Source organism: Corynebacterium sp. UBA2622, assembly GCF_002339505.1.
Taxonomy (GTDB): domain Bacteria; phylum Actinomycetota; class Actinomycetes; order Mycobacteriales; family Mycobacteriaceae; genus Corynebacterium.
This window is the reverse complement of sequence record NZ_DDJO01000017.1, coordinates 23,736-42,041: the sequence shown is the minus strand read 5'-3', so window position 1 is coordinate 42,041 and position 18,306 is coordinate 23,736. Positions and strand designations below refer to the sequence as shown.

The 18,306-nt window shown below is 70.8% G+C and carries 18 protein-coding genes and 1 pseudogene; 7 read left to right on the top strand and 12 right to left on the bottom strand.

Annotation, left to right across the window (positions count from 1 at the left end; genetic code table 11):
• Positions 1-8: 8 nt before the first annotated feature.
• Positions 9-386, top strand: a complete 378-nt coding sequence (locus B3611_RS07225; RefSeq protein ID WP_291314408.1) for a YidH family protein — start codon at positions 9-11, stop codon at positions 384-386.
• Positions 387-731, top strand: coding sequence for a DUF202 domain-containing protein (locus tag B3611_RS07220; protein ID WP_291314407.1), 345 nt, complete (start codon positions 387-389; stop codon positions 729-731).
• On the opposite strand, the gene B3611_RS07215 is transcribed toward B3611_RS07220, so the two are convergent.
• The 3 genes and pseudogenes from B3611_RS07215 to B3611_RS10180 form a co-directional block, all read right to left on the bottom strand.
• Positions 705-2,033 (bottom strand): IS1096 element passenger TnpR family protein, encoded by a 1,329-nt coding sequence (locus B3611_RS07215; protein ID WP_291314406.1) that lies wholly within the window; start codon positions 2,031-2,033, stop codon positions 705-707. The two genes, B3611_RS07220 and B3611_RS07215, sit on opposite strands and share 27 nt — an antisense overlap.
• Before the next feature lie 73 nt (positions 2,034-2,106).
• Positions 2,107-2,355 carry a hypothetical protein gene (locus B3611_RS10185; protein ID WP_414646319.1) on the bottom strand — a complete coding sequence of 83 codons (249 nt, stop codon included), beginning with the start codon at positions 2,353-2,355 and terminating at the stop codon, positions 2,107-2,109.
• 115 nt (positions 2,356-2,470) lie between these two features.
• Positions 2,471-3,001: pseudogene (locus B3611_RS10180) on the bottom strand (hypothetical protein); the annotation flags it as partial.
• A 121-nt stretch (positions 3,002-3,122) separates the two neighbouring features.
• Between B3611_RS10180 and B3611_RS07205 the strand changes: the two are divergent.
• Entirely contained in the window at positions 3,123-3,998 is an 876-nt protein-coding gene (locus tag B3611_RS07205; RefSeq protein ID WP_291314404.1) for a LysR family transcriptional regulator, read from the top strand.
• Here B3611_RS07205 and B3611_RS07200 read toward each other — a convergent pair.
• The gene (locus B3611_RS07200; RefSeq protein WP_291314403.1) at positions 3,995-5,068 is read right to left on the bottom strand and encodes a pirin family protein; all 1,074 of its coding nucleotides are present in this window, start codon (positions 5,066-5,068) and stop codon (positions 3,995-3,997) included. The genes B3611_RS07205 and B3611_RS07200 overlap by 4 nt on opposite strands.
• Positions 5,069-5,113: 45 nt before the next feature.
• On the opposite strand from B3611_RS07200, the gene B3611_RS07195 reads away from it, so the two are divergent.
• On the top strand, positions 5,114-6,313 hold the full coding sequence (locus tag B3611_RS07195) for a multidrug effflux MFS transporter (protein WP_291314402.1): 1,200 nt from the start codon (positions 5,114-5,116) through the stop codon (positions 6,311-6,313).
• A gap of 112 nt (positions 6,314-6,425) precedes the next feature.
• Here the strand turns inward: B3611_RS07195 and B3611_RS07190 are convergent, their stop codons facing one another.
• From B3611_RS07190 to B3611_RS07180, 3 genes are read right to left on the bottom strand one after another with little or no spacing between them, the layout of a single operon-like run.
• On the bottom strand, positions 6,426-7,334 hold the full coding sequence (locus B3611_RS07190; protein ID WP_291314401.1) for a ribokinase: 909 nt from the start codon (positions 7,332-7,334) through the stop codon (positions 6,426-6,428).
• A gap of 19 nt (positions 7,335-7,353) precedes the next feature.
• Complete coding sequence (locus B3611_RS07185; RefSeq protein ID WP_291314400.1) at positions 7,354-7,953, bottom strand: response regulator; 600 nt, start codon at positions 7,951-7,953, stop codon at positions 7,354-7,356.
• Complete coding sequence (locus tag B3611_RS07180; protein ID WP_291314399.1) at positions 7,950-9,074, bottom strand: sensor histidine kinase; 1,125 nt, start codon at positions 9,072-9,074, stop codon at positions 7,950-7,952. Before B3611_RS07180 ends, B3611_RS07185 begins: the two co-directional genes overlap by 4 nt.
• A 122-nt stretch (positions 9,075-9,196) precedes the next feature.
• Here B3611_RS07180 and B3611_RS07175 point away from each other — a divergent pair, with 122 nt between their 5' ends.
• The 3 genes from B3611_RS07175 to B3611_RS07165 all read left to right on the top strand — a co-directional run bounded on the left by B3611_RS07175 (position 9,197) and on the right by B3611_RS07165 (position 12,443).
• Positions 9,197-10,168 carry an ABC transporter permease gene (locus B3611_RS07175; protein WP_291314398.1) on the top strand — a complete coding sequence of 324 codons (972 nt, stop codon included), beginning with the start codon at positions 9,197-9,199 and terminating at the stop codon, positions 10,166-10,168.
• On the top strand, positions 10,169-10,828 hold the full coding sequence (locus B3611_RS07170; protein WP_291314397.1) for an ABC transporter ATP-binding protein: 660 nt from the start codon (positions 10,169-10,171) through the stop codon (positions 10,826-10,828). It begins immediately after the preceding gene.
• 145 nt (positions 10,829-10,973) lie between these two features.
• The gene (locus B3611_RS07165) at positions 10,974-12,443 is read left to right on the top strand and encodes a gluconokinase (RefSeq protein ID WP_291314582.1); all 1,470 of its coding nucleotides are present in this window, start codon (positions 10,974-10,976) and stop codon (positions 12,441-12,443) included.
• Positions 12,444-12,453: 10 nt separating this feature from the next.
• On the opposite strand, the gene B3611_RS07160 is transcribed toward B3611_RS07165, so the two are convergent.
• The 5 genes from B3611_RS07160 to aceA form a co-directional block, all read right to left on the bottom strand.
• Complete coding sequence (locus B3611_RS07160) at positions 12,454-13,575, bottom strand: MFS transporter (RefSeq protein WP_291314581.1); 1,122 nt, start codon at positions 13,573-13,575, stop codon at positions 12,454-12,456.
• Positions 13,576-13,663: 88 nt separating this feature from the next.
• Complete coding sequence (locus B3611_RS07155) at positions 13,664-15,208, bottom strand: bifunctional ADP-dependent NAD(P)H-hydrate dehydratase/NAD(P)H-hydrate epimerase (protein ID WP_291314396.1); 1,545 nt, start codon at positions 15,206-15,208, stop codon at positions 13,664-13,666.
• A 39-nt stretch (positions 15,209-15,247) separates the two neighbouring features.
• Positions 15,248-16,042 carry an Fpg/Nei family DNA glycosylase gene (locus B3611_RS07150; RefSeq protein WP_291314395.1) on the bottom strand — a complete coding sequence of 265 codons (795 nt, stop codon included), beginning with the start codon at positions 16,040-16,042 and terminating at the stop codon, positions 15,248-15,250.
• Positions 16,043-16,060: 18 nt separating this feature from the next.
• Positions 16,061-16,546, bottom strand: a complete 486-nt coding sequence (gene rraA / locus B3611_RS07145; protein ID WP_291314394.1) for a ribonuclease E activity regulator RraA — start codon at positions 16,544-16,546, stop codon at positions 16,061-16,063.
• 190 nt (positions 16,547-16,736) lie between these two features.
• Positions 16,737-18,032 (bottom strand): isocitrate lyase, encoded by a 1,296-nt coding sequence (gene aceA, locus B3611_RS07140; RefSeq protein ID WP_291314393.1) that lies wholly within the window; start codon positions 18,030-18,032, stop codon positions 16,737-16,739.
• Positions 18,033-18,306: the final 274 nt, after the last annotated feature.

Genomic DNA, 18,306 nt, shown 5'->3' with positions numbered 1-18,306 from the left:
GGGCAACCATGTCTCAACGCAGTGGCCCGGAGCGTAGCTGGTTCACCCGGTCGGTCTTCCCCGACGGCGAGGAGCCCGATCCCCGCTTCACCCTGGCCAACGAGCGCACCTTCCTCGCCTGGACGCGCACGTCGCTGGCGTTCCTCGCCGGTGGCATCGCGCTGGAGGCCCTTGCGGTGCCGGGGATCCGGCCGGAGCTGCGCACCGCGGCCGCGGCCGTCGTGATCCTCACGTCCATGGCCATCTCGCTCGGCGCCCTGGTCCGCTGGGTGCGCATCGAGCGCGCCATGCGCCACTCGGACCCCCTCCCCGCCCCCGCGATCGCGCCGCTGCTCGGCATCGGCATCTTCATTGCCGCGGTGGTCGTCTTCTTGGGGCTGCGGTAGATGGGCCGCAGCCCGCGCCGCCCGCCCATTCCGGTGGCGGACGCCGGCCTCCAGCCGGAGCGCACGTCGCTCGCGTGGACGCGCACGGCGCTGGCCATGCTGGTTGCATCGATGACCCTCCTCCGCTGGTCCGCCTCCTACCCGGCGGTGGTGCTCACGGCAATCGCGCTGCTGGCGGCCCTGGGCGTGGGCATCATCTCCCTGAACAGGGGCATCTACCGCACCCGGGCCCACGCCCTGGACCGTGGGCGCGCGGAGGCGAACGCCGGTGCCGTCGCGCTCACCACGGCGATGATGCTGGCGCTCGGCGGGATCGGCCTATACCTCGTTCTCGTGGGCCAATAGCGCCCGCCGGATGAACCGCTCCCCGCCGGGGGTGAGGCGTAGGCCCTCCCCGGGCACCTCCTCCACGATCCCGGTCGCCCTGAGCAGGGTGCAGACGGAATCCATGTCGCGCGGAACCGCCTGCGGGCCGACGGAGATGAGTCCGTGGTCCGCCGCCACCCACTTCACGACGGCCCCCCAGCGCCCCTTCCCGAGCACCTTCTCGAACCCGGTACGCAGTGCCTCGTCCAGGCCCGCAACCCCGCGGGAGCCCCCAGCCAGCGCGAACCCGGAGTCGGTGACCTCCAGCCAGCCATCCACCTCCTCCAGCAGGCCGGCCGCGGTGAGCACGCGGCGGATGGTTGTCAGCCCCGGCACGGTACCCTCCCGCTGCCGGGGCAGGACGGACCCGAGGCCCAGCTCGGCGGCGAGGGAGGCGACCACCCGCGACGGCAGCGCCCCGGAGGGGGTGAGCCGGACGTGCCCGCCCGGTTGCGTGATCACCTTGTGGATGACGGCGGCGAGGGCATCGCCGATGGAGTCGCTTTCCCCCGCGGCGTCCACCGGGGCGTCGCCAAGCGCGCCCTCGAAAAACTCGGCCATGGCGGCGATGAGCGTGGGGTTGCGCTCCGGGTTGGGGTCGAGGGAGAGGACATCGCGCAGGTCGGGGCGGGCATCGAGGAAGTCCTCGAATTCCGCGGCGAACCGGGGGCCGCGCGGGTCCTCGGCCATGGAGTCGGCGGAGTCGAGGAAGAGGTCCTCCGCCACGAAGCTGATCCGCTCGCTCACGGTCACCTGGTCCGCCTGGGAGAGGCGCTGCAGCAGGCGCTCCGGGCTCATCACCGGCAGGAAGCTCAGCAGCAGTGGGGCGACGTCCATGTCGGGGTCGAGGCCGGCGGTGATGCGGCGCGCCTCCGCGTGGAAGCGGCTCATCATGGCCGGGCCGTTGCAGGCTTCGACGACGTCGGGGCCGAGGGCGTCGATAAGCAGCGGCGTGGGGCCGTCGAGGCGCGAGCTGCCGAGTACCTCGAGGTGGATGTTCCAGTCGGCGTTGGGGTCGTAGACGTAGGTCAGCTCCCGCACCTGCGCGACGGTGATGCCACCCTCCGGACGCTCCCCGGGACCGGGGAGGGCGGTGTAGACCTCGCGCTGGGAGCCCCGGGTCCCGGGGCCCATGTAGAGGTGGCTCTCGGTGCCCGAAAAGCCGAAAGCGGCGTCGATGACCTGCGAAAGCTCCCCCAAGTGCATCGAATCCTCCACGTTGACGAGTCGAGACATCAGCGGCCGGGATTCTTCGACTGTCATGAGAAGCGACACGATCATGGCCTAAACAATACTGGTCAGGCGGCTGCGCGCAGGGCGACCGCAGGACCGGCCGCCGCACAGGAGGGCAGTCTCACTCGGCGCGGGTGAGCCCCGGCTCGCGCAGCCACCAGGCGAAGCGCACCGCGCAGATGAGCCAGTTGGCCACCAGCACGGTGAGGCAGACGCGCGACACCCCATCCAACCAACCCCACCCGGTTACCCCGGCCATGAGGTGCGAGCCCAGGGACACCGTCCCGATGGGGAACGTCGACGACCACCACCCGGGGGTGTAGCTCGCCCAGGCGGCCACCGCCGGGTAGAACCGGGCGGCCGCCCACAGCGCGGCCGGCAGGGCCGCCGCGAGCAGGACGCACCCGCAGGCGGTGGCGGCGCCGCTGCCGAACAGCAGTTGAGGNNAGTTGCGCCGCCGCGGTGGACTGGCCGAGCACGCCCACCGGGATCCAGGCCGTCCCCGCCATGGGGAACGGAAGCTCCGTCTCCCGGCGGAAAACGGCGAGGTAGCAGCGCAGGAAAACGGGGACCGCGGTGAACAGAGCCAGGACGAAGCAGAAGATTCCGAACCACCGGAACGCCTCCCCGTGCCCGTGCGCGGCGAGCTGGCCGGCAGTCGTGGCCGCGACGTTCGGGGCCACCAGCGCCAGCCCCCACGGGAAGGCCGGCGCCCCCGAGAAGCCGCGCAGCTGGTTCGCCGCCACGACGAGCGCGAGCGGGGCGCCCACCGCAAATCCCGTCATCTGCGGCACGTCCGAACCGGTCAGGGCCGTCCACGCGGACCCGCACGCCAGCACGCCCATCGAGACCATGCCCCACGGGCCCATCGCGTTCTGCGTGAAGCCGGGTTCGCGGTGCCGCAGCCACCCGCCCGTGATGGCGGCAAGGATCCCCAGCGCCACCACACCAAAGAACCACGGCAGCACGGGCACGCCGTGGGCGTGCGTCAGCGTGGCGGCAATGGAGGTGCCCATGAGGGTGCCGGCCCAGGCCGGCCCGGGTGCGGGAAGGGAGGTGCGCGTCATGCGGGAAACGCTATCGCCGCGCTGGCCCGGTGGGGCTACCGGTGGAAGGCGTAGGGGGTACAATCACCACATGTACCCCCGCTTACCTGCGTGGGAGGAGCTCCAAGCCCTCGCCATCGCGGCCCGCACAGGCTCCATCTCCGCGGCCGCGCGGGAGGCCGCCACCCAGCAGCAGACGATGTCGGCGCGCATCACCCGTGCCGAGCGCGCCCTCGGCGTCCGCGTTTTCACCCGCTCCCCTTACGGCATCACGCCCACGCCCGAGGGTGCCGCGCTTCTCGACGCCCTCCCGGCGCTTTCCCGGGCCGCCTCCGGCCTCCTCACCACCGCCCGCGCCCTGGCGGAACCCGGCACCCTCGGCGAGCTGCGCGTCGCCGCCTCCAATACCGTCGCGGAGCTGCACTACCCCGGCTGGGCCGCCACTTTTCACCTCCGCTTCCCCGCCGTCCACCTGCGCATGATCCAGGAGAACTCCGACGGCGTGCGCGCGGCGGTCTCCTCCGGGGAGGCCGACATCGGCTTCGTGGAGGGCGGGGACACACCCCGCGACCTGGCGGCCGCCCCCGTGGGCACCGACGAGCTCATCGTGGTGGTTCCGCCCGGCCACGGCTGGGCGACCCGCCGGGTGAGCGAGCGGGAGCTGCGCGACACTCCCCTCGTGATGCGCGAGCACGGATCGGGGACGCGCGACGTGGTGGAAACGGCCCTCGGGGAACTGGCGGAGCCGGCCGGGGAGTTCGGCTCCCTCGCCTCGCAGCGCGCCGGGATCGTGGCCCTCGGCGCGCCCGGCGTGATCGCCCGCGGTGCCGTCGCCGACCACCTCAAGCTGGGCAAGCTGGTGGAGGTGGACACCCTCACATTCGCCCGTGAGCTGCGCGCGGTGTGGCGCCGCGGCAGCGAACCCGGTGCCGAGGCCCGGGCCCTTATCACGATCGCCGGTGCCTAGGCTCCCGCGTCCGGCCGGGCGGTGGGCGCGGGGTTGTGCCGCGGCCTGATCCGCGCGTGAGGCAGCTCGGGGGCGGGGAGCCAGCCCTGACCCTCGGCGTTGCGGCCGGGTCCGCCGCGGCCCACGTACCCCTCGACCTCCCCAAAGCGGCGGGGGCGCCCCTGCCAGTCCGCGCGGGCCTGCTCGATCTCCGCGTAGTCGCGCGCCACGAAGTTCCACCACATGAGGATCTCCTCGGTAAAGGGCTCGCCACCGAGGAGGATGGCGCGGATCTCCCGGTCGGTGGTGTTGGTCACCGTGAGGGTCTGCTCCCCCACGCCCGTGTAGCCGATGGCGCGGGCGGGGATGTCGATGCCCTCCAGCTGCAGGCCGGGGGCGTCGACAAGCAGACCGTGCTCGAAGGAGGTGTCCACCCACATGACGAACTCCTGCCCCGGGGCGACGCGCAGCTCCGCTCCGACGAGCGGGGTGTGGGTGGTCAGGGGGCTGGTGCGGCCGAAGAGGGTGCCCGCGAAGACGCGCGCCTCGCCGGCGGAGGCCGGCGGCTTCAGGCCCGTGAGCCGGAAGGGCTCGGGCGTGAAGTGTGCGAGGCCGGGAGGGGCGGTGCGGCGGGCGGATTCGGGCAGGGCGATCCAGAGCTGGACACCGTGGAGCGTGGAGGTGGCATCCGTGGAGGTCTCGGAGTGGGCGATACCGTCGCCCGCGGTCATGAGGTTGGCCTCGCCCGCCTCGATGAGGCGCGTGTTGCCCTCCGAGTCGACGTGGCGGATCTCCCCCTCGAACAGCCACGACAGCGTCTGCAGCCCCGTGTGCGGATGCGGGGCGACGTCCATGCCACCGGTGGCGGTGACATCATCGGGGCCGTAGTAGTCCGCGAAGCACCACGCGCCGATCATCGTGCGCTGGCGCTGCGGCAGGGTGCGGTGCACGGTCATCGCGCGGGGTCCACCGAGGGGAACGTCGCGCGGGGTGATGATCTCCACGTCCGCGCCCGGGCAGGGGGTGGCCGGGCGGGCGCAACCGCCGTCGGCGAGCACGAGCTCCGCGGGGTGGGCCTCGGTGTTGCTCATGGGGCAAGGGTACACGCCGCGTGCATGTTGCCTTTGGTTGTTGGCATGGCTACGAATGGACAGGTGAACACCCTTTCCGGTGGGCTCCTCCTCGCCCTCGCCCTGCTGACCGCCGCCGCTCCCCTGGGCATCGACATGTACCTGCCCGGCCTGCCCGCCCTCACCGAGGACCTCGGCACGACCCCGGCCATGGCGCAGCTGACCATCACCGCCTTCATGGTGGGGATGGCGGTGGGCAACTTGCTGTTCGGCGCCATCTCCGACTCCACCGGCCGCAAACAGCCCATCCTCGTCTCCTCCGCGGTGTTCCTCGTCGCCTCGGTGCTCTGCGCGGTGGCTCCCACGATCCACCTGCTCATCGCCGCCCGCCTTGTCGAGGGGCTGGCCGGCGGCACGGCGATGGTGGTGGCCAGGGCGGTCATCCCCGACGTCGCGTGTGGACGCGCCGCCGCGCGCGCCTTCTCCGGGCTGATGGCGATCACGGGCTTTGCCCCCACCATCGCCCCCGTCCTGGGCGGCATCCTCCTGCCCGCCTTCGGGTGGCGGGGTGTGTTCTGGGTCCTCGCCATCATCAACGTGGCCCAGTTCTTCATCGGGCTCACCGTTCTCAGGGAGACGCTCCCCGCTTCCCGACGCTCCGACCGCGCGCTCCGGGGCCTCTTCCCCCGCATCGGCCGCTGCCTGCGCCGCCCCGCCTTCATCGGCTACATGCTCGCCTCCGGCCTCGGCTTCGGTTCACTGTTCTCCTACATCTCTGCGTCGCCGCTGGTCCTGCAGTCCCAGCTTGGGGCCTCCCCCACCCTCTACGCCGTGCTCTTCGGCTCGATGGCGCTGCTCATCCCCCTCTCCAACGCGGTGAACATGCGTGCGGTGGGGCGCTTCCACCCCCGCTCGCTGCTGCGCGCCGCGCTGGCGGTGGACCTGCTCGCGGGCATCGGGCTGTTCGCGCTGTCCCAGGGGCACCCACCGCTGGTGCTGGTGGTGCCGGTGCTGGCGCTGCTTTCGCTCATGGCCGGGTTCATCGTGGCCAACGCGACCTCCCTGGGCGTGGAAACCATCCGGGACATCGGCTCCGGGGCGGGCAACGGGGCGATGGGGTTCTTCCAGTTCGTCGTCGGCGGCACCGCGGCCCCGGTCGTTGGTCTGGGGGCGAACCACATACAGACCATGTCGCTGTCGGTCATGGGGTGCGCGGCGGTGGCCCTGGTGGCGGTGACGGTGCTGACGGGGGATGATTCCAAATGAGCGCCCATAAATGAGCGCCAGTCTGGTGGTTTTTGTTCGGCACTTCGGATTCACCAGACTGGCGCGCATTTATGGGCGCTCATTTGCGCGGAAAGGCACCCGACAACAAGCCTCAGACCGTGGGCAGCCCGTCCACCGCGCTCGGGTAGGAGGTCTGCGCCCCGCGCCGGGTGGCGGCGAACGCGCCCACGCGCGCCGCGTACTCCGCGGCCGTGAGCAGGGTGTCGCCCTCCGCGAGCCGGTGCACCAGCGCCCCTACGAAGGCGTCGCCGGCGCCGGTGGAGTCCACGGCCTCCACGGCGGGCGTCTCCACGGCGACGACCCCGTCCGCACCGTCGGCCACCACGGCCCCGCGCGCGCCGCGGGTGACCACCACCGACGGGAAACCGCGTTTGACCAGTTCGGACGCCATCTCCTCCTCCGAGGCCCCGGCCGCAACGGGCGCGCCCAGCATCTCCAGGACCAGGCCCGCCTCGTGCTCGTTGGCCACCAGGGGGTTGGCCTCGAGCAGGTCCTCGAGCGGCACCGGGACCACGGGGGCGAGGTTGACCACCACGCGCCCGGTCGCCGCCTTCACCGCGGCGGAGAAGCCGCTGGCCGGGATCTCGCCCTGCAGCAGGACCACGTCGGCGTCCGCGACCACGTCGGAGTGCCCCGCGACGTAGCCCCCGTCCACGGCCGAGTTCGCACCGGGCACGACGATGATCGTGTTCTCCCCGTCGTGGGAGACGGTGATGACGGCCAGGCCGCTCGCCCCCGGGACCACCTCCACGGTGCGCAGGTCCACGCCGGAGGCGCGGAGGTGCTCGAGCGCGGCACCGGCGTAAGCGTCGTCGCCAACCGCGCCCACCATGCGCACCTCGGACCCCAGCAGGGCCGCCGCCACAGCCTGGTTGGCGCCCTTTCCACCGGCGGAGATTCCCCCGTCGGTGCCCAGGAGCGTCTCACCGGGCAGGGGGTGGCGTTCCACCAGCACGGAAAGGTCTGCGTTGATCGAGCCGACTACGGTTACTGTGCCCATGTCCCCAGGATAACCGCGTTCAGATGATGTGCCGTTCGCGGGCCTTGTCGACGGCCGCCGTGCGGTTGTCCACGCCCAGCTTGGAGTAGATGTGGATGAGGTGCGTCTTCACCGTCGCCTCCGAGATGAAGAGCCGCTTGGCGATCTCCCGGTTCGAGGCACCGGTCTGCAGTGCCTGGAGGATCTCGATCTCGCGGGCGGACAAGGCCTCCTCCGGGCGCATCACCCGCTCGGCTAACACGCCCGCGACCTGGGGTGAGAGGACGCGCTCGCGGCGTGAGGCGGACACGACGGCGTCGTGAAGCTCCTGCTCCGGGGCGTCCTTGAGCAGGTAACCCAGCGCCCCGGCCTCCACGGCGGCGACGACGTCGGCCTGGGTGTCGTAGGTGGTGAGGATGAGCACCGGGGGCCCGCCCGCGGCCGCGAGGCGGCGCGTGACCTCGATGCCGTCGGCGCCGGGCATCTGGATGTCGGTGACCACCACGTCCACATCACCCGGCACCTCCACGTCACCGGACGCGCCCTCTGCGACGACCTCCATGTCGCCGAAGGAGTCGAGCACGGCGCGCAGACCGGCGCGGACGACGGGGTGGTCGTCGATGAGCATGACGCGGATCATTCAGCGCTCCTTCGGGGTTCCTTCAGGGGGATGGTCGCGGCGAGGACGTTGCCCTCCACCGAGAGTTCGCCGCCCGCCTCCTCCACGCGCGCCCGCAGCCCCCGCAGCCCGAAGCCCTCGGGTCCGCTGATGCCGCGACCGTTGTCGAAGACATCGACGGTGACGACGTCGCCCAGCATATCCACGGTCACCACAGCCTCGGTGGCGTTGGCGTGCTTCACCACGTTGCTCAGACCCTCGCGCACCACGCGCTCGCATATCGACGCCGCCGGTTCCGCCACGTCCGCGGCGCTGACGCGCACGCTCAGCTGCGCCCCCAACGCCCGCTGCCGCTCCTCCGCCGACCGCGCCAAGCCGGCCAGCCGGTCCGGGAGCGGTTCGCGCGGACCTGCGTTGACCGCCACGAAACGCCGCGCTTCGGCGAGGTTGTCGGACGCGGTCTGCCGGATGATGTCCAGGGTGCGCCGCGCGGACTCGTCGGTGATCTGCTTGTCCAGCGCGCGGCCGAGCAGGACGATCGAGCTCAGACCCTGCGCCATCGTGTCGTGCACCTCGCGCGAGAGCCGGGTGCGCTCCTGGCTCACCCCGGCCTCGTGCTCGGCGGCGGCCAGTTCCAGTTGCGCCGCCTGAAGTTTGTGGGCGAGCTCCTTGTAGTGTTCCGCCTCGCCGCGCAGCGCCTTGTAGGACAGCACGATGAACACCGCCAGGGCGGTGCCGATGCTCGGCCCGATGATTCCCCCCGGGCCGTTCAGCGGCCATGTGATCGAGAGGGTGAAGGCGAGGATGAGCGCCGAGACCGCCAGGCCGGGGCCGATGGGCAAAAGGTAGATGGTGAGGATGACCAGAGGGAACTCCAGCCACACGAATACCGGGGAGAGCGATGCCAGCGCCACCCACGTCACACACACGAGCGCCAGCCACACCCAGGCCAGCCGCCGGGAGTAGGGGCGTCCCTCGTTGTGCCACACCGTGCCGGCCATGTACACCGCGGCGAACAGGGCGGCCAGGGCCAGGACGCCGGGTGTCCGCCACACACCGGCTATGCCGATGGCGAGCAGAAGAGCCACCAGCACGTGGAGGCTCACGCGGAGAAAGATGAGGATGCGGCTGGTTTGCTTCACGCTTACCCAACCTAGCGGGGCGTCCGCGCCTGCCGGTGGGGTCCCGATCAACCGATCGGTTGACGGGAGGTTCAACCGCGCACCCGATGTGATCAGACCCAGGTCAGGGCCACAATTGACTCATGTTCGTAGGAATCAGGGAAATCACAGCCGCCAAGGGGCGCTTCAGCTTGATTGTGGGCGTGGTCGGGCTCATCACGCTGCTCGTCGTGATGCTCACCGGGCTTACCGCCGGTCTTGGTAAACAAAACACGTCCGCCCTCGAGGCGCTTGACCCGACGTCGGTGACGTTCCAGCACCAGAGTGACCCGTCGTACACCACCTCCCGCGTCGATGCGCGCGAGGGCTCCACCCCGCTCGGCACCGGCCAGACACTCATGCAGAAGGCCGACGGCAGTGACGAGTCCGTCGCGGTGCTCGGCCTGCCGGAGGGCACCGTCCTCCCGGGCGGCGAGAAGCTCGGCGACACGGCCGTCGCCTCCCGCGCCCTCGGGGTCAGCGAGGGCGATGAGGTGACGATCGGCGGGGCGTCGATTAGCGTCGGCTCGCTTACCGACGACCTCTACTACTCCCACTCCCCCGTCATCTGGGTCCCCACCGCGACGTGGCAGAAGGCGGTGCACACCGACGCCGAAGGAACCGTGCTGCTCAACACCGACGATTCGGGCATGCCCCTGAAGAAGTCCTTCTCCGGCCTCCCCGCCTACGGGTCCGAGCAGGGTTCCCTGAAGATGATCCAGGGCTTTCTCTACGCCATCGCCGCGCTGGTCACCGTCGCCTTTCTCACTGTGTGGACGATCCAGCGCACCCGCGACCTGGCCATCCTCAAGGCCATCGGCGCCTCGAACTCCTACCTGCGTAAGGACGCGCTTGGCCAGGCGGCCATCATCCTCCTCGTCGGTGTCGCCGCCGGTGCCCTCGTCGCCCTCGGCCTGGGCCTCGCAGCCGCCAAGTTCGCCCCCTTCAGCCTCAGCGTCCTCTCCATCGTCGGTCCGCCGCTGATCCTCTGGGTCCTCGGCATGGCGGGCGCCTGGCTGGCTACCCGCTCCATCACCAACGTTGAACCGCAGCTCGCCCTCGGAGGTATCGCCTAAATGCTCACCATGAACAACGTCACCGTCACCTTCCCGGACGGCGAGGACCGCCTCACCGCCCTCGACAGCATCAACTTCGAGGCGCAGCCCGGCCGGCTCACCTTCATCGTCGGCGAGTCCGGTTCCGGCAAGTCCACGCTGCTCTCGGCGGCCGCCGGCCTGCTCACCCCCGACTCCGGCGAGATCACCGTCGACGGCGAGCGCGTCAACGACGAGGTGCGCCTGAACAAGATCGGCATGATCTTCCAGCAGGCCAACCTCATCGGCTCCCTCAACGTGCGCGACCAGCTCCTGGTCACCGACCACATCCGCGGCATCAAGCCCCGCAGGGACCGCGCCGACCGCCTCCTGGACACCGTGGGGCTCGGCGGCCTCGGGGACCGCAAGATGCAGCAGCTCTCCGGCGGTCAGCGCCAGCGCGTCGGCATCGCCCGCGCGCTGATGGGCGAGCCCTCGCTCATCCTCGCCGACGAGCCCACCGCGGCTCTCGACTCCGACCGCTCCCACGAGATCGTCTCCCTCCTGCGCAACCTGGTGACCGAGAACAACATCGCCGGTGCCTTCGTCACCCACGACCGCTCCCTCATCTCCTCGGAGGACGATGTCGTGGAGGTCAAGGACGGCCACGTCACCAACCTCCGCGAACCCGCGCGCGTGTAAGCCCCGCGCCACGACGGCGGAAACCCCTTCCGGTGGTTTCCGCCGTTTTCGCTGCTCCGCCTGCCTGTTCCCCGCCGCCCCACGCCCCGGGAAGGACCGCCGCACCGCCCCGATACACTGGGCAGGCGTGAGCACCGCACGGAAAATGCCTACGATGTCCGTCCGCCCCGGTGAGTCGCGCGGACCGTACGTCCTCGCCCTCGACGTGGGCAGCACCGCCAGCCGCGGCGGGCTCTACGACGCCTCCGGGTGCCCCGTCAAGGGCTCCAAGCAGCGCGTCGCCCACGAGTTCAGGGTCTCCCCCGGTGGCGAGAGCACCATTGATGCCGACCAGGTCGTCGAAGAATGCCGGGAAATCATCTCGGGGATCGTCGACCTCGCTGCCCGCGAGAACCTCCCCATCAATGCCGTCGCGATGGACTCCTTCGCCTCCAGCTTCCTGCTTGTCGACGCCCACGGTGACGCCCTGACCCCCTGCGCGACCTATGCGGACTCACGCAGCCGCTCGTTTGTCGAGCAGCTGGTGCGCACGGGCGTGGATGAGACCACCTACCACCAGCGCACGGGCGTGCGCCTGCACCCGAGCTACCACCCGTCGCGCCTGCTCTGGGCGCGGACCCTGCCGGAGTGGGAGCGGGCGGCCAAGGTCATGACCATCGGCGAGTACGTCTACATGCGCCTGGCGGGCATCGAGGGCCTTGCGGTGTCCATGGCCGCGTGGTCCGGCATCTGTGACGCGCACACCGGCGAGCTCGACGCCGACATCCTCGCCGCGGCCGGCACCCCGGCCGGCATGTTCCAAACCCTGCGCTGCCCCGACGAGCCCGCCACGCCGGAATCCACCCCGTGGGAGGCGCTCATCCGCGTTCCCTGGTTCCACTGCGTGCCGGACGGGTGGGCCTCCAACGTCGGGGTCGGCGGGGTCGACGAGACCGCCGTGGCGGTCGCGGCGTCGACCTCGGGCGCGGCGCGCGTGATCGTCCGCGAGGTGCCGGAGGAAATCCCGCACGGGCTGTGGTGCTACCGCATCGCACGCGACAGCGCCATCCTCGGCGGGGCGCTCAACGACGTCGGGCGCGCCGTGACGTGGGCCGAGAACGTGCTGGTGGGCGTCGAAAAGCGGGACTTGGAGGAGATGCTGCGCACTCCCCCGTCCAACGCGCCGTTCGTGCTGCCCTTCTTCTCGGGCGAGCGCGCCACGGGCTGGGCGACGGGCGCGACGGCGAGCTTCACGCGCGTGACGGATTCGACGGGGCCGCTGGAGCTGTGGCGCGGCATCATCGACGGCATCGCGCTCTCCTACGACCGCGTGCTGGACCAGCTCACGGAGGCCGGCGCGAAGCCCGAGCGGGTGGTGGCCTCCGGGCGCGTCACCGCGGACTACCCGGAGTGGCTCTATCCCCTCGCCGACGCCACGGACGTGGCCGTCGTCCCCCTGGAGATGAAGCGCACCACCCTTCGCGGCACCGCGCTCATCGCGCTGGAGCAGCTGGAGCCGGGCGGTGCCCGGGCAGAGCCGCCCTTCGGCGAGGCCGTGCAGCCGGTCTCGGAGCACCAGGGGTACTTCGAGAATCTGCGGGTGGATTTCGGCGAGTTCTACGCCAAACTCGTCTAGCCGGGACCCGTCAGCGCAGCAGCGGCCGCGTCCACAGCGCCAGCGTGGCGCCTGCCGCGGCGGCGAGGATAGCTGAGGCGATGAGGGTGCCCGGCAGGTGGCCGGAATCGACCGCGAGGGCGCCGAGCGCGGAACCGGCGGCGATGCCCACCTGGAAGGTGACCACGTAGATCGCGGAGGCACGGTCCTGGTTCGCGCGCCCGGCGAAGAGGAAGAGCGTGGTGGCCACGGTGGGCAGGGCCCCCTCGCCGATGCCGAAGACCCCCACGAGCAGCAGCGTCAGCACCACCGCCGCCGGGCCGGAGGCGGCAAGCGCGGCCAGGCCTGCGGCGGCCGCCACAATCATCATGAACTGCGGGAACGCGTTGAGCCGCAGCATGCGGGCGTCCACGCGCCGGCCGGCGAGCAGCACTCCGAGGATGCCGAAGACCCCGTAGAGCGACAGCCCCGCCGCCACCAGACCGCGCCCGGAGGTGACCTCGATGATGAGCCCCAGGTACGTGTAGGTGGTGAAGGCCGCGGTCACGGCCAGGGTGAGGAACACCACCAGGGACACCATCGCGGAGCGGCGCTGGCCCGCGTCCGCTCCGGTGTCCGGCTCCACGGCGGGCATGGAAGGCAGCGTGGGAACGAGCAGCGCCAGGGAAGCGAGTACCGCCGCCCCCAGCACCCAGGTGGAGACCCTCCACCCCGCCAGCCCGCCGATGAAGGTCATGGCGGGCGAGCCGAGCACCAGCGCCATGGTTGAACCCAGGGAGACCACAGCGATCGCCCTGCCCGTCTGCCCCGCTGGCACCAGGCGCGCCGCCATGGGATTGACCAGCGACCAGAACAGCCCGTGCGTCAGCGCGGCGATGATGCGCGCCGCGGCGAGCATGGCGTAGTTCACGGCCGTCGCCTGGAGCGCCACCCCGGCAAGCAGGAAGAACAGCGTCGCGGTGAAGACGGGTTTGCGGTCCCACCCGCGCGTCCACGCCACCAGCGGAATGGTCACGAGGGCGACTACGCCGGCGTAGGCCGTCGTCAGCAGTCCGATCCTCCCCTCCGTCACCCCCAGATCCGCGGCCATCGGGGTGATCAGGCCCACGGCGAACATCTCGTAGGTGACGTACACGAAGGCCGCGAAGCTCATCGCGGCCAGGCGGAGGGCGGGGAAGGTCTGCTGTTGGGTCACAGAGACAACCTAAACCCCGCGCGCCGGCCCGCTCACACCAGTTCAGTCACGCCCGCTCAGTCACGCCCGCCGTGAGCCAGGCGCTCGCCTCCCGGACGTGGGCCGCAATATCGCTTGCCGACGTCGCCGCCTCCCCGAACCGGGTCCCCGCCGCGAGCTTGGCCGCCAGGGCGTGGACGGTGACCGCCCGGGCGATCTCCCGCGCCGCCGTCTCCCCGTCCAGCCCGTCGGCGACCCGAGCCAGACGGGCACCGGCGATTCCGGCGAGCACGTCGCCCGAGCCAGGGGTCGCGGCCCAGGAGTTCCCGGCATCAACGATCCAGGGGATCCCACCGTTGGGCGGCGCAACGATACTCGCGCGGCCCTTGCGCAGGATGGTGCATTGCAGCTGATCAGCGAGCTTCCGGGCCTCGGTGAGACGGTCCGACTCCTCCACGCCGACCGCCTTGCGCAGGCGGCCCGCCTCCCCGTCGTGGGGCGTGAGGACGGTGAAAGCCGTGCGCTCCCGAAGGGCGTCGCGGAGGTCCTCGTGCTCGGCCAGGAGCGTAAGCCCGTCGGCATCGACGAGCAGGGGCTCCTCCCGGGCGAGCAGCCACGCCAACTCGCCCGCGGCGGCCCCGTCGGTGCCCGCACCGGGGCCGAACACCCAGGCCTGCACCCGGCCGGTCTCCTCCAGCGCCTCGGCGGCGATGACCTCGGGGTGGGCGCGGACGACCTCCACGGCCTGCGGCCCAGTGTAGCGCACCATCGCGGGGGTGGCCGTCACCGCGCCCGCGGTGCACAGGATCGGCGCGCCGGGGTACATGTCGCTGCCGGCGCGGATGCCGACGACCCCGCCGGTGTACTTGTCGTCGCGCGCGCCGGGCTCGAGGGAGCCGCTGCGCAACGGCTCGAGCCAGCGCAGCTCGGGGGGCCAGTCGACCCCGGAGAAACCGGACGCGCGGGAAACGTGGGCGGCCGGTTCGGTGCGGGACAGTTCCGCGTCGAGGGTGCGCCCGCCCAGGCCGATCTCCGCGAGCAGCTGCGTCCCGCACTCGGGGGCCAGGGCGTGGGCCAGGCGCCAACCGCCGAAGGTCACGGTGGCGTCCGCGGTGACGTGCACGTCGCCGGCCTCGCCGGTGTCGGCATCCACGCCGCTGGGAACGTCGACGGCCAGCACCGTGCGGGCCGTACCGCACACCCGGCCGAGCTCGGCGGGCAGGCCGCCCGCCCCGCCCAGGCCGAGTATGCCGTCGATGGTCAGGTCCCAGGCGCCGGCGTCCTCCGGAGCGGCGTCGAGGACGGTGCCGCCCGCGGTGCGGAATACCTCGAGGGCGGGGGAGTGCGCGCCGCCGAAAACGCACCAGGCATCCACCCGGTGGCCGGCCATGGCGAGCTCCGCGCCGGCGTAGAGGGCGTCGCCCCCGTTGCCGCCCTTGCCCGCCAGAATCAGAACGCTACCGGGGGCACCCAGCATGGACTCGGCGGCGAGAAAGACCGCGTGGGCCGCGGACTTCATCAGTTCGTCGTGGGAATCCTGCGCGTCCAGGAGCGGCGCTTCCGCCGCCCGGATCCGCGCGGCCGTGTGTGCCTCGAAAATGGGGTCAGACATGGTGTCATGCTACCCGCGCGGCCTCCGTCCCCGCGGGGATCACTCCTGACAGCCGGGACACCAGAAGAGGTTGCGGCCCTCCACCTTGCGCACGGCGACCGGGACCCCGCACACGTGGCAGGGCTCGCCCGCGCGGCGGTAGACGTAAACCTCGCCACCATGGTCGTCCGCGCGCGGGTCGCGGCCCATCGCAACCGGCGAGTGTTCCTCCCGCACGGTGTCGATGCGCCCGTGCTCCCGCCCGTAGTCCATGAGCTGGACGAGGTCGGCCCACAGCGCGTCGAATTCCTCCCGGCTGAGCCGGTCGCCGCGCACGAAGGGGGAGACTCCCTGGCGGAAGAGGGTCTCCGCGCGGTAGATGTTGCCCACGCCGGCGAAGAGGTGCTGGTCCATCATGAGCGAACCGATGGCGCGCCCGGAGGCGTGGACCCGCTCCCAGAGCGCGTCGGGGTGGGCGTCGTCACGCAGCGGGTCCTCACCGGTGCGGTCGAGGATTGCCTGGACCTCGGCGGGGGAGACGTGGCGGCAGGACTGCGGCCCGCGCAGGTTCGCGGCCTCGGTGCCGTTGCTGAGGCGGAGGCGGATCTGCCCCCGCAGCTCGGCGGCGGGTTCGAAGCGCAGGGAGCCGATCAGCCCGAGGTGGATGTAGACGGTGTGGCCGGTGCCGAAGGTGAGGAAGAGGTGTTTGCCGAAGGCCTCGGCGCGCACCAGGGACGCGTCGGCGATGGGGGAGACGTTGAAACGCCCCTGGGGCGAGGTGATCTCCAGGGGCGTGTCGCGGTAGCGCTCGTTCAGCTCGCGGGCGAGGCGGTGGAGGACGTGTCCTTCGGGCATATCCCCACCATAAACCGCCTAGTCGTGGTCGATGGGTTCCGGGGTGACCACGATGCCGTCCTCGTCGGCGTAGAGGAAGTGCCCCGGGTGGAACTCCACCCCGCCGATGACCACGCGGGCGTTGAGGGTGCCCGCGCCGTCCTTGGCGGACTTGCGCGGGTTCGTGCCCAGCGCCTTACAGCCGAAGGGCATCTTCGCCACGGCGGCGGAGTCGCGGATCGCGCCGTTGATGACCACCCCGGCCCATCCGTTGTCCACTCCGGCCTGGGCGATCATGTCACCCATCAGCGCGGTGTGCAGACCCTCGTGGCCGTCCACGACCAGGACCTTGCCCTGGCCGGGGGAGTTGAGGGTCTTCTTGACCAGGCCGTTGTCCTGGAAACAGGTGATGGTGACGATCTCACCGCAGAACGCCGTGTTGCCGCCGTAGTTGTTGAACTGGGTGTCGCAGCTGGCCAGCTGCTCCTGGTCGCCGTACAGGTCGGCGATGTCTGCTGTCGCCATGCAGGAAGGCATGAGATTTCTCCTCGTGAGCGTCGATGGTCGAGGTGGGGGGCACGGACCCGGGTACGAGAAAAGGGGAAACCCGAACTGCAGGTTTCCCCTCGCGCGGTGCCCGGTCACCCGGTCGCCCGCTTGACGACGCCACGGCGGGCGCGCCGTCGTCAAGCGTTGGAGCCGGTCCTTGGAACCTTTAGAACTGGGACTCCTCGGTGGAGCCCTTCAGAGCCGCGGTGGAGGTGTTCGGGTCCACGGTGGTGGCGATGCGGTCGAAGTAACCGGCACCGACCTCGCGCTGGTGCTTCACGGCGGTGAAGCCGCGCTCCTCGGCAGCCTTGAACTCGCGGTTCTGCAGGTCGACGAAGGCGGACATGCCCTCGCGTGCGTAGCCGTGGGCCAGATCGAACATGCCGTAGTTGAGGGCGTGGAAGCCGGCCAGGGTGATGAACTGGAAGGTGAAGCCCATCGCGCCAAGCTCCTTCTGGAACTTCGCGATCTCCTCCGGGGAGAGGTGCTTGGACCAGTTGAAGGACGGGGAGCAGTTGTAGGACAGCAGCTGGTCCGGGAACTCGGACTTGACGCCCTCGGCGAACTTCTTGGCCAGCTCGAGGTCCGGGGTGCCGGTCTCCATCCAGATCATGTCCGCGTAGGGGGCGTAGGACTTCGCGCGGGCGATGCAGGGCTCGATGCCGTTCTTGACGTAGTAGTAGCCCTCGGCGGACTTCTCGCCGGTGAGGAACTGCTGGTCGCGCTCGTCCACGTCGGAGGTGATGAGGGTGGCGGCCTCGGCGTCGGTGCGGGCGATGACCACCGTCGGGGTGTTGGCCACGTCGGCGGCCAGGCGTGCGGAGGTCAGGGTGCGGATGTGCTGCTGGGTGGGGATGAGCACCTTGCCGCCAAGGTGGCCGCACTTCTTTTCGGAGGCCAGCTGGTCCTCCCAGTGGGTGCCGGCGGCGCCTGCGGCGATCATGGCCTTCTGCAGCTCGTAGACGTTGAGGGCGCCGCCGAAGCCGGCCTCGCCGTCGGCGACGATCGGAACGACCCAGTTGTCCACGGAGGTGTCACCCTCGACGCGGGCGATCTCGTCGGCGCGCAGCAGTGCGTTGTTGATGCGGCGCACGACGTTCGGCACGGAGTTCGCCGGGTACAGGGACTGGTCCGGGTAGGTGTGGCCCGCCAGGTTGGCGTCGCCGGCGACCTGCCAGCCGGAGAGGTAGACGGCCTGGAGGCCGCCGCGGACCTGCTGGACGGCCTGGTTGCCGGTCAGCGCACCGAGGGCGTGGATGTAGCTGCCGTCGCCCTTGGAGACGCCCTCCCAGAGGATCTCGGCGCCGCGCTTCGCGAGGGTGTGCTCCTCGACGACGGTGCCCTGCAGTGCCTCGACCTGCTCGGCGGTGTACTCGCGCTTGATGCCTGCCCAGCGGGGGTTCTCGTCCCAATCCTTCTGGATTTCCGCGGCGGTGCGTGCCTTGCCGGTGTTGGTCGTCATAGTGAACTAGCCCCTTTCGGTGGACTGCCGTGCGTGGATGCACTTAGATTCATCGGTGTGAATTACGCCACGATGTCTTGGCGATAGTTGCCAGTATCGCTACGGACCCGCAGTACGTCAATACCTTCCGGTTGCAAGGTTTCGCGCGGGGGGGCGGCAAGCAATTGCTAATTTTGCAAATAAAAATGAAGTGCTTTTGTGGGCAATGACACACTCCGTGCCTGCTCGTGTGCCATTTCTTTGCAAACCCGGCGAGAGCGCGAGGGGGTAGAAG

Bases quoted from the DNA above. Each gene is read 5' to 3' on its own strand.
- B3611_RS07185 (WP_291314400.1), bottom strand. From the start codon at position 7,953: ATGATCCGCGTCATGCTCATCGACGACCACCCCGTCGTCCGCGCCGGT.
- B3611_RS07225 (WP_291314408.1), top strand. From the start codon at position 9: ATGTCTCAACGCAGTGGCCCGGAGCGTAGCTGGTTCACCCGGTCGGTC.
- B3611_RS07165 (WP_291314582.1), top strand. From the start codon at position 10,974: ATGCCTACGATGTCCGTCCGCCCCGGTGAGTCGCGCGGACCGTACGTC.
- B3611_RS07215 (WP_291314406.1), bottom strand. From the start codon at position 2,033: ATGATCGTGTCGCTTCTCATGACAGTCGAAGAATCCCGGCCGCTGATG.
- B3611_RS07150 (WP_291314395.1), bottom strand. From the start codon at position 16,042: ATGCCCGAAGGACACGTCCTCCACCGCCTCGCCCGCGAGCTGAACGAG.
- B3611_RS07160 (WP_291314581.1), bottom strand. From the start codon at position 13,575: ATGAGCTTCGCGGCCTTCGTGTACGTCACCTACGAGATGTTCGCCGTG.
- B3611_RS07155 (WP_291314396.1), bottom strand. From the start codon at position 15,208: ATGTCTGACCCCATTTTCGAGGCACACACGGCCGCGCGGATCCGGGCG.
- B3611_RS07200 (WP_291314403.1), bottom strand. From the start codon at position 5,068: ATGAGCAACACCGAGGCCCACCCCGCGGAGCTCGTGCTCGCCGACGGC.
- rraA (WP_291314394.1), bottom strand. From the start codon at position 16,546: ATGGCGACAGCAGACATCGCCGACCTGTACGGCGACCAGGAGCAGCTG.
- B3611_RS07190 (WP_291314401.1), bottom strand. From the start codon at position 7,334: ATGGGCACAGTAACCGTAGTCGGCTCGATCAACGCAGACCTTTCCGTG.
- B3611_RS07170 (WP_291314397.1), top strand. From the start codon at position 10,169: ATGCTCACCATGAACAACGTCACCGTCACCTTCCCGGACGGCGAGGAC.
- aceA (WP_291314393.1), bottom strand. From the start codon at position 18,032: ATGACGACCAACACCGGCAAGGCACGCACCGCCGCGGAAATCCAGAAG.
- B3611_RS07195 (WP_291314402.1), top strand. From the start codon at position 5,114: ATGGCTACGAATGGACAGGTGAACACCCTTTCCGGTGGGCTCCTCCTC.
- B3611_RS07220 (WP_291314407.1), top strand. From the start codon at position 387: ATGGGCCGCAGCCCGCGCCGCCCGCCCATTCCGGTGGCGGACGCCGGC.
- B3611_RS07205 (WP_291314404.1), top strand. From the start codon at position 3,123: ATGTACCCCCGCTTACCTGCGTGGGAGGAGCTCCAAGCCCTCGCCATC.
- B3611_RS07175 (WP_291314398.1), top strand. From the start codon at position 9,197: ATGTTCGTAGGAATCAGGGAAATCACAGCCGCCAAGGGGCGCTTCAGC.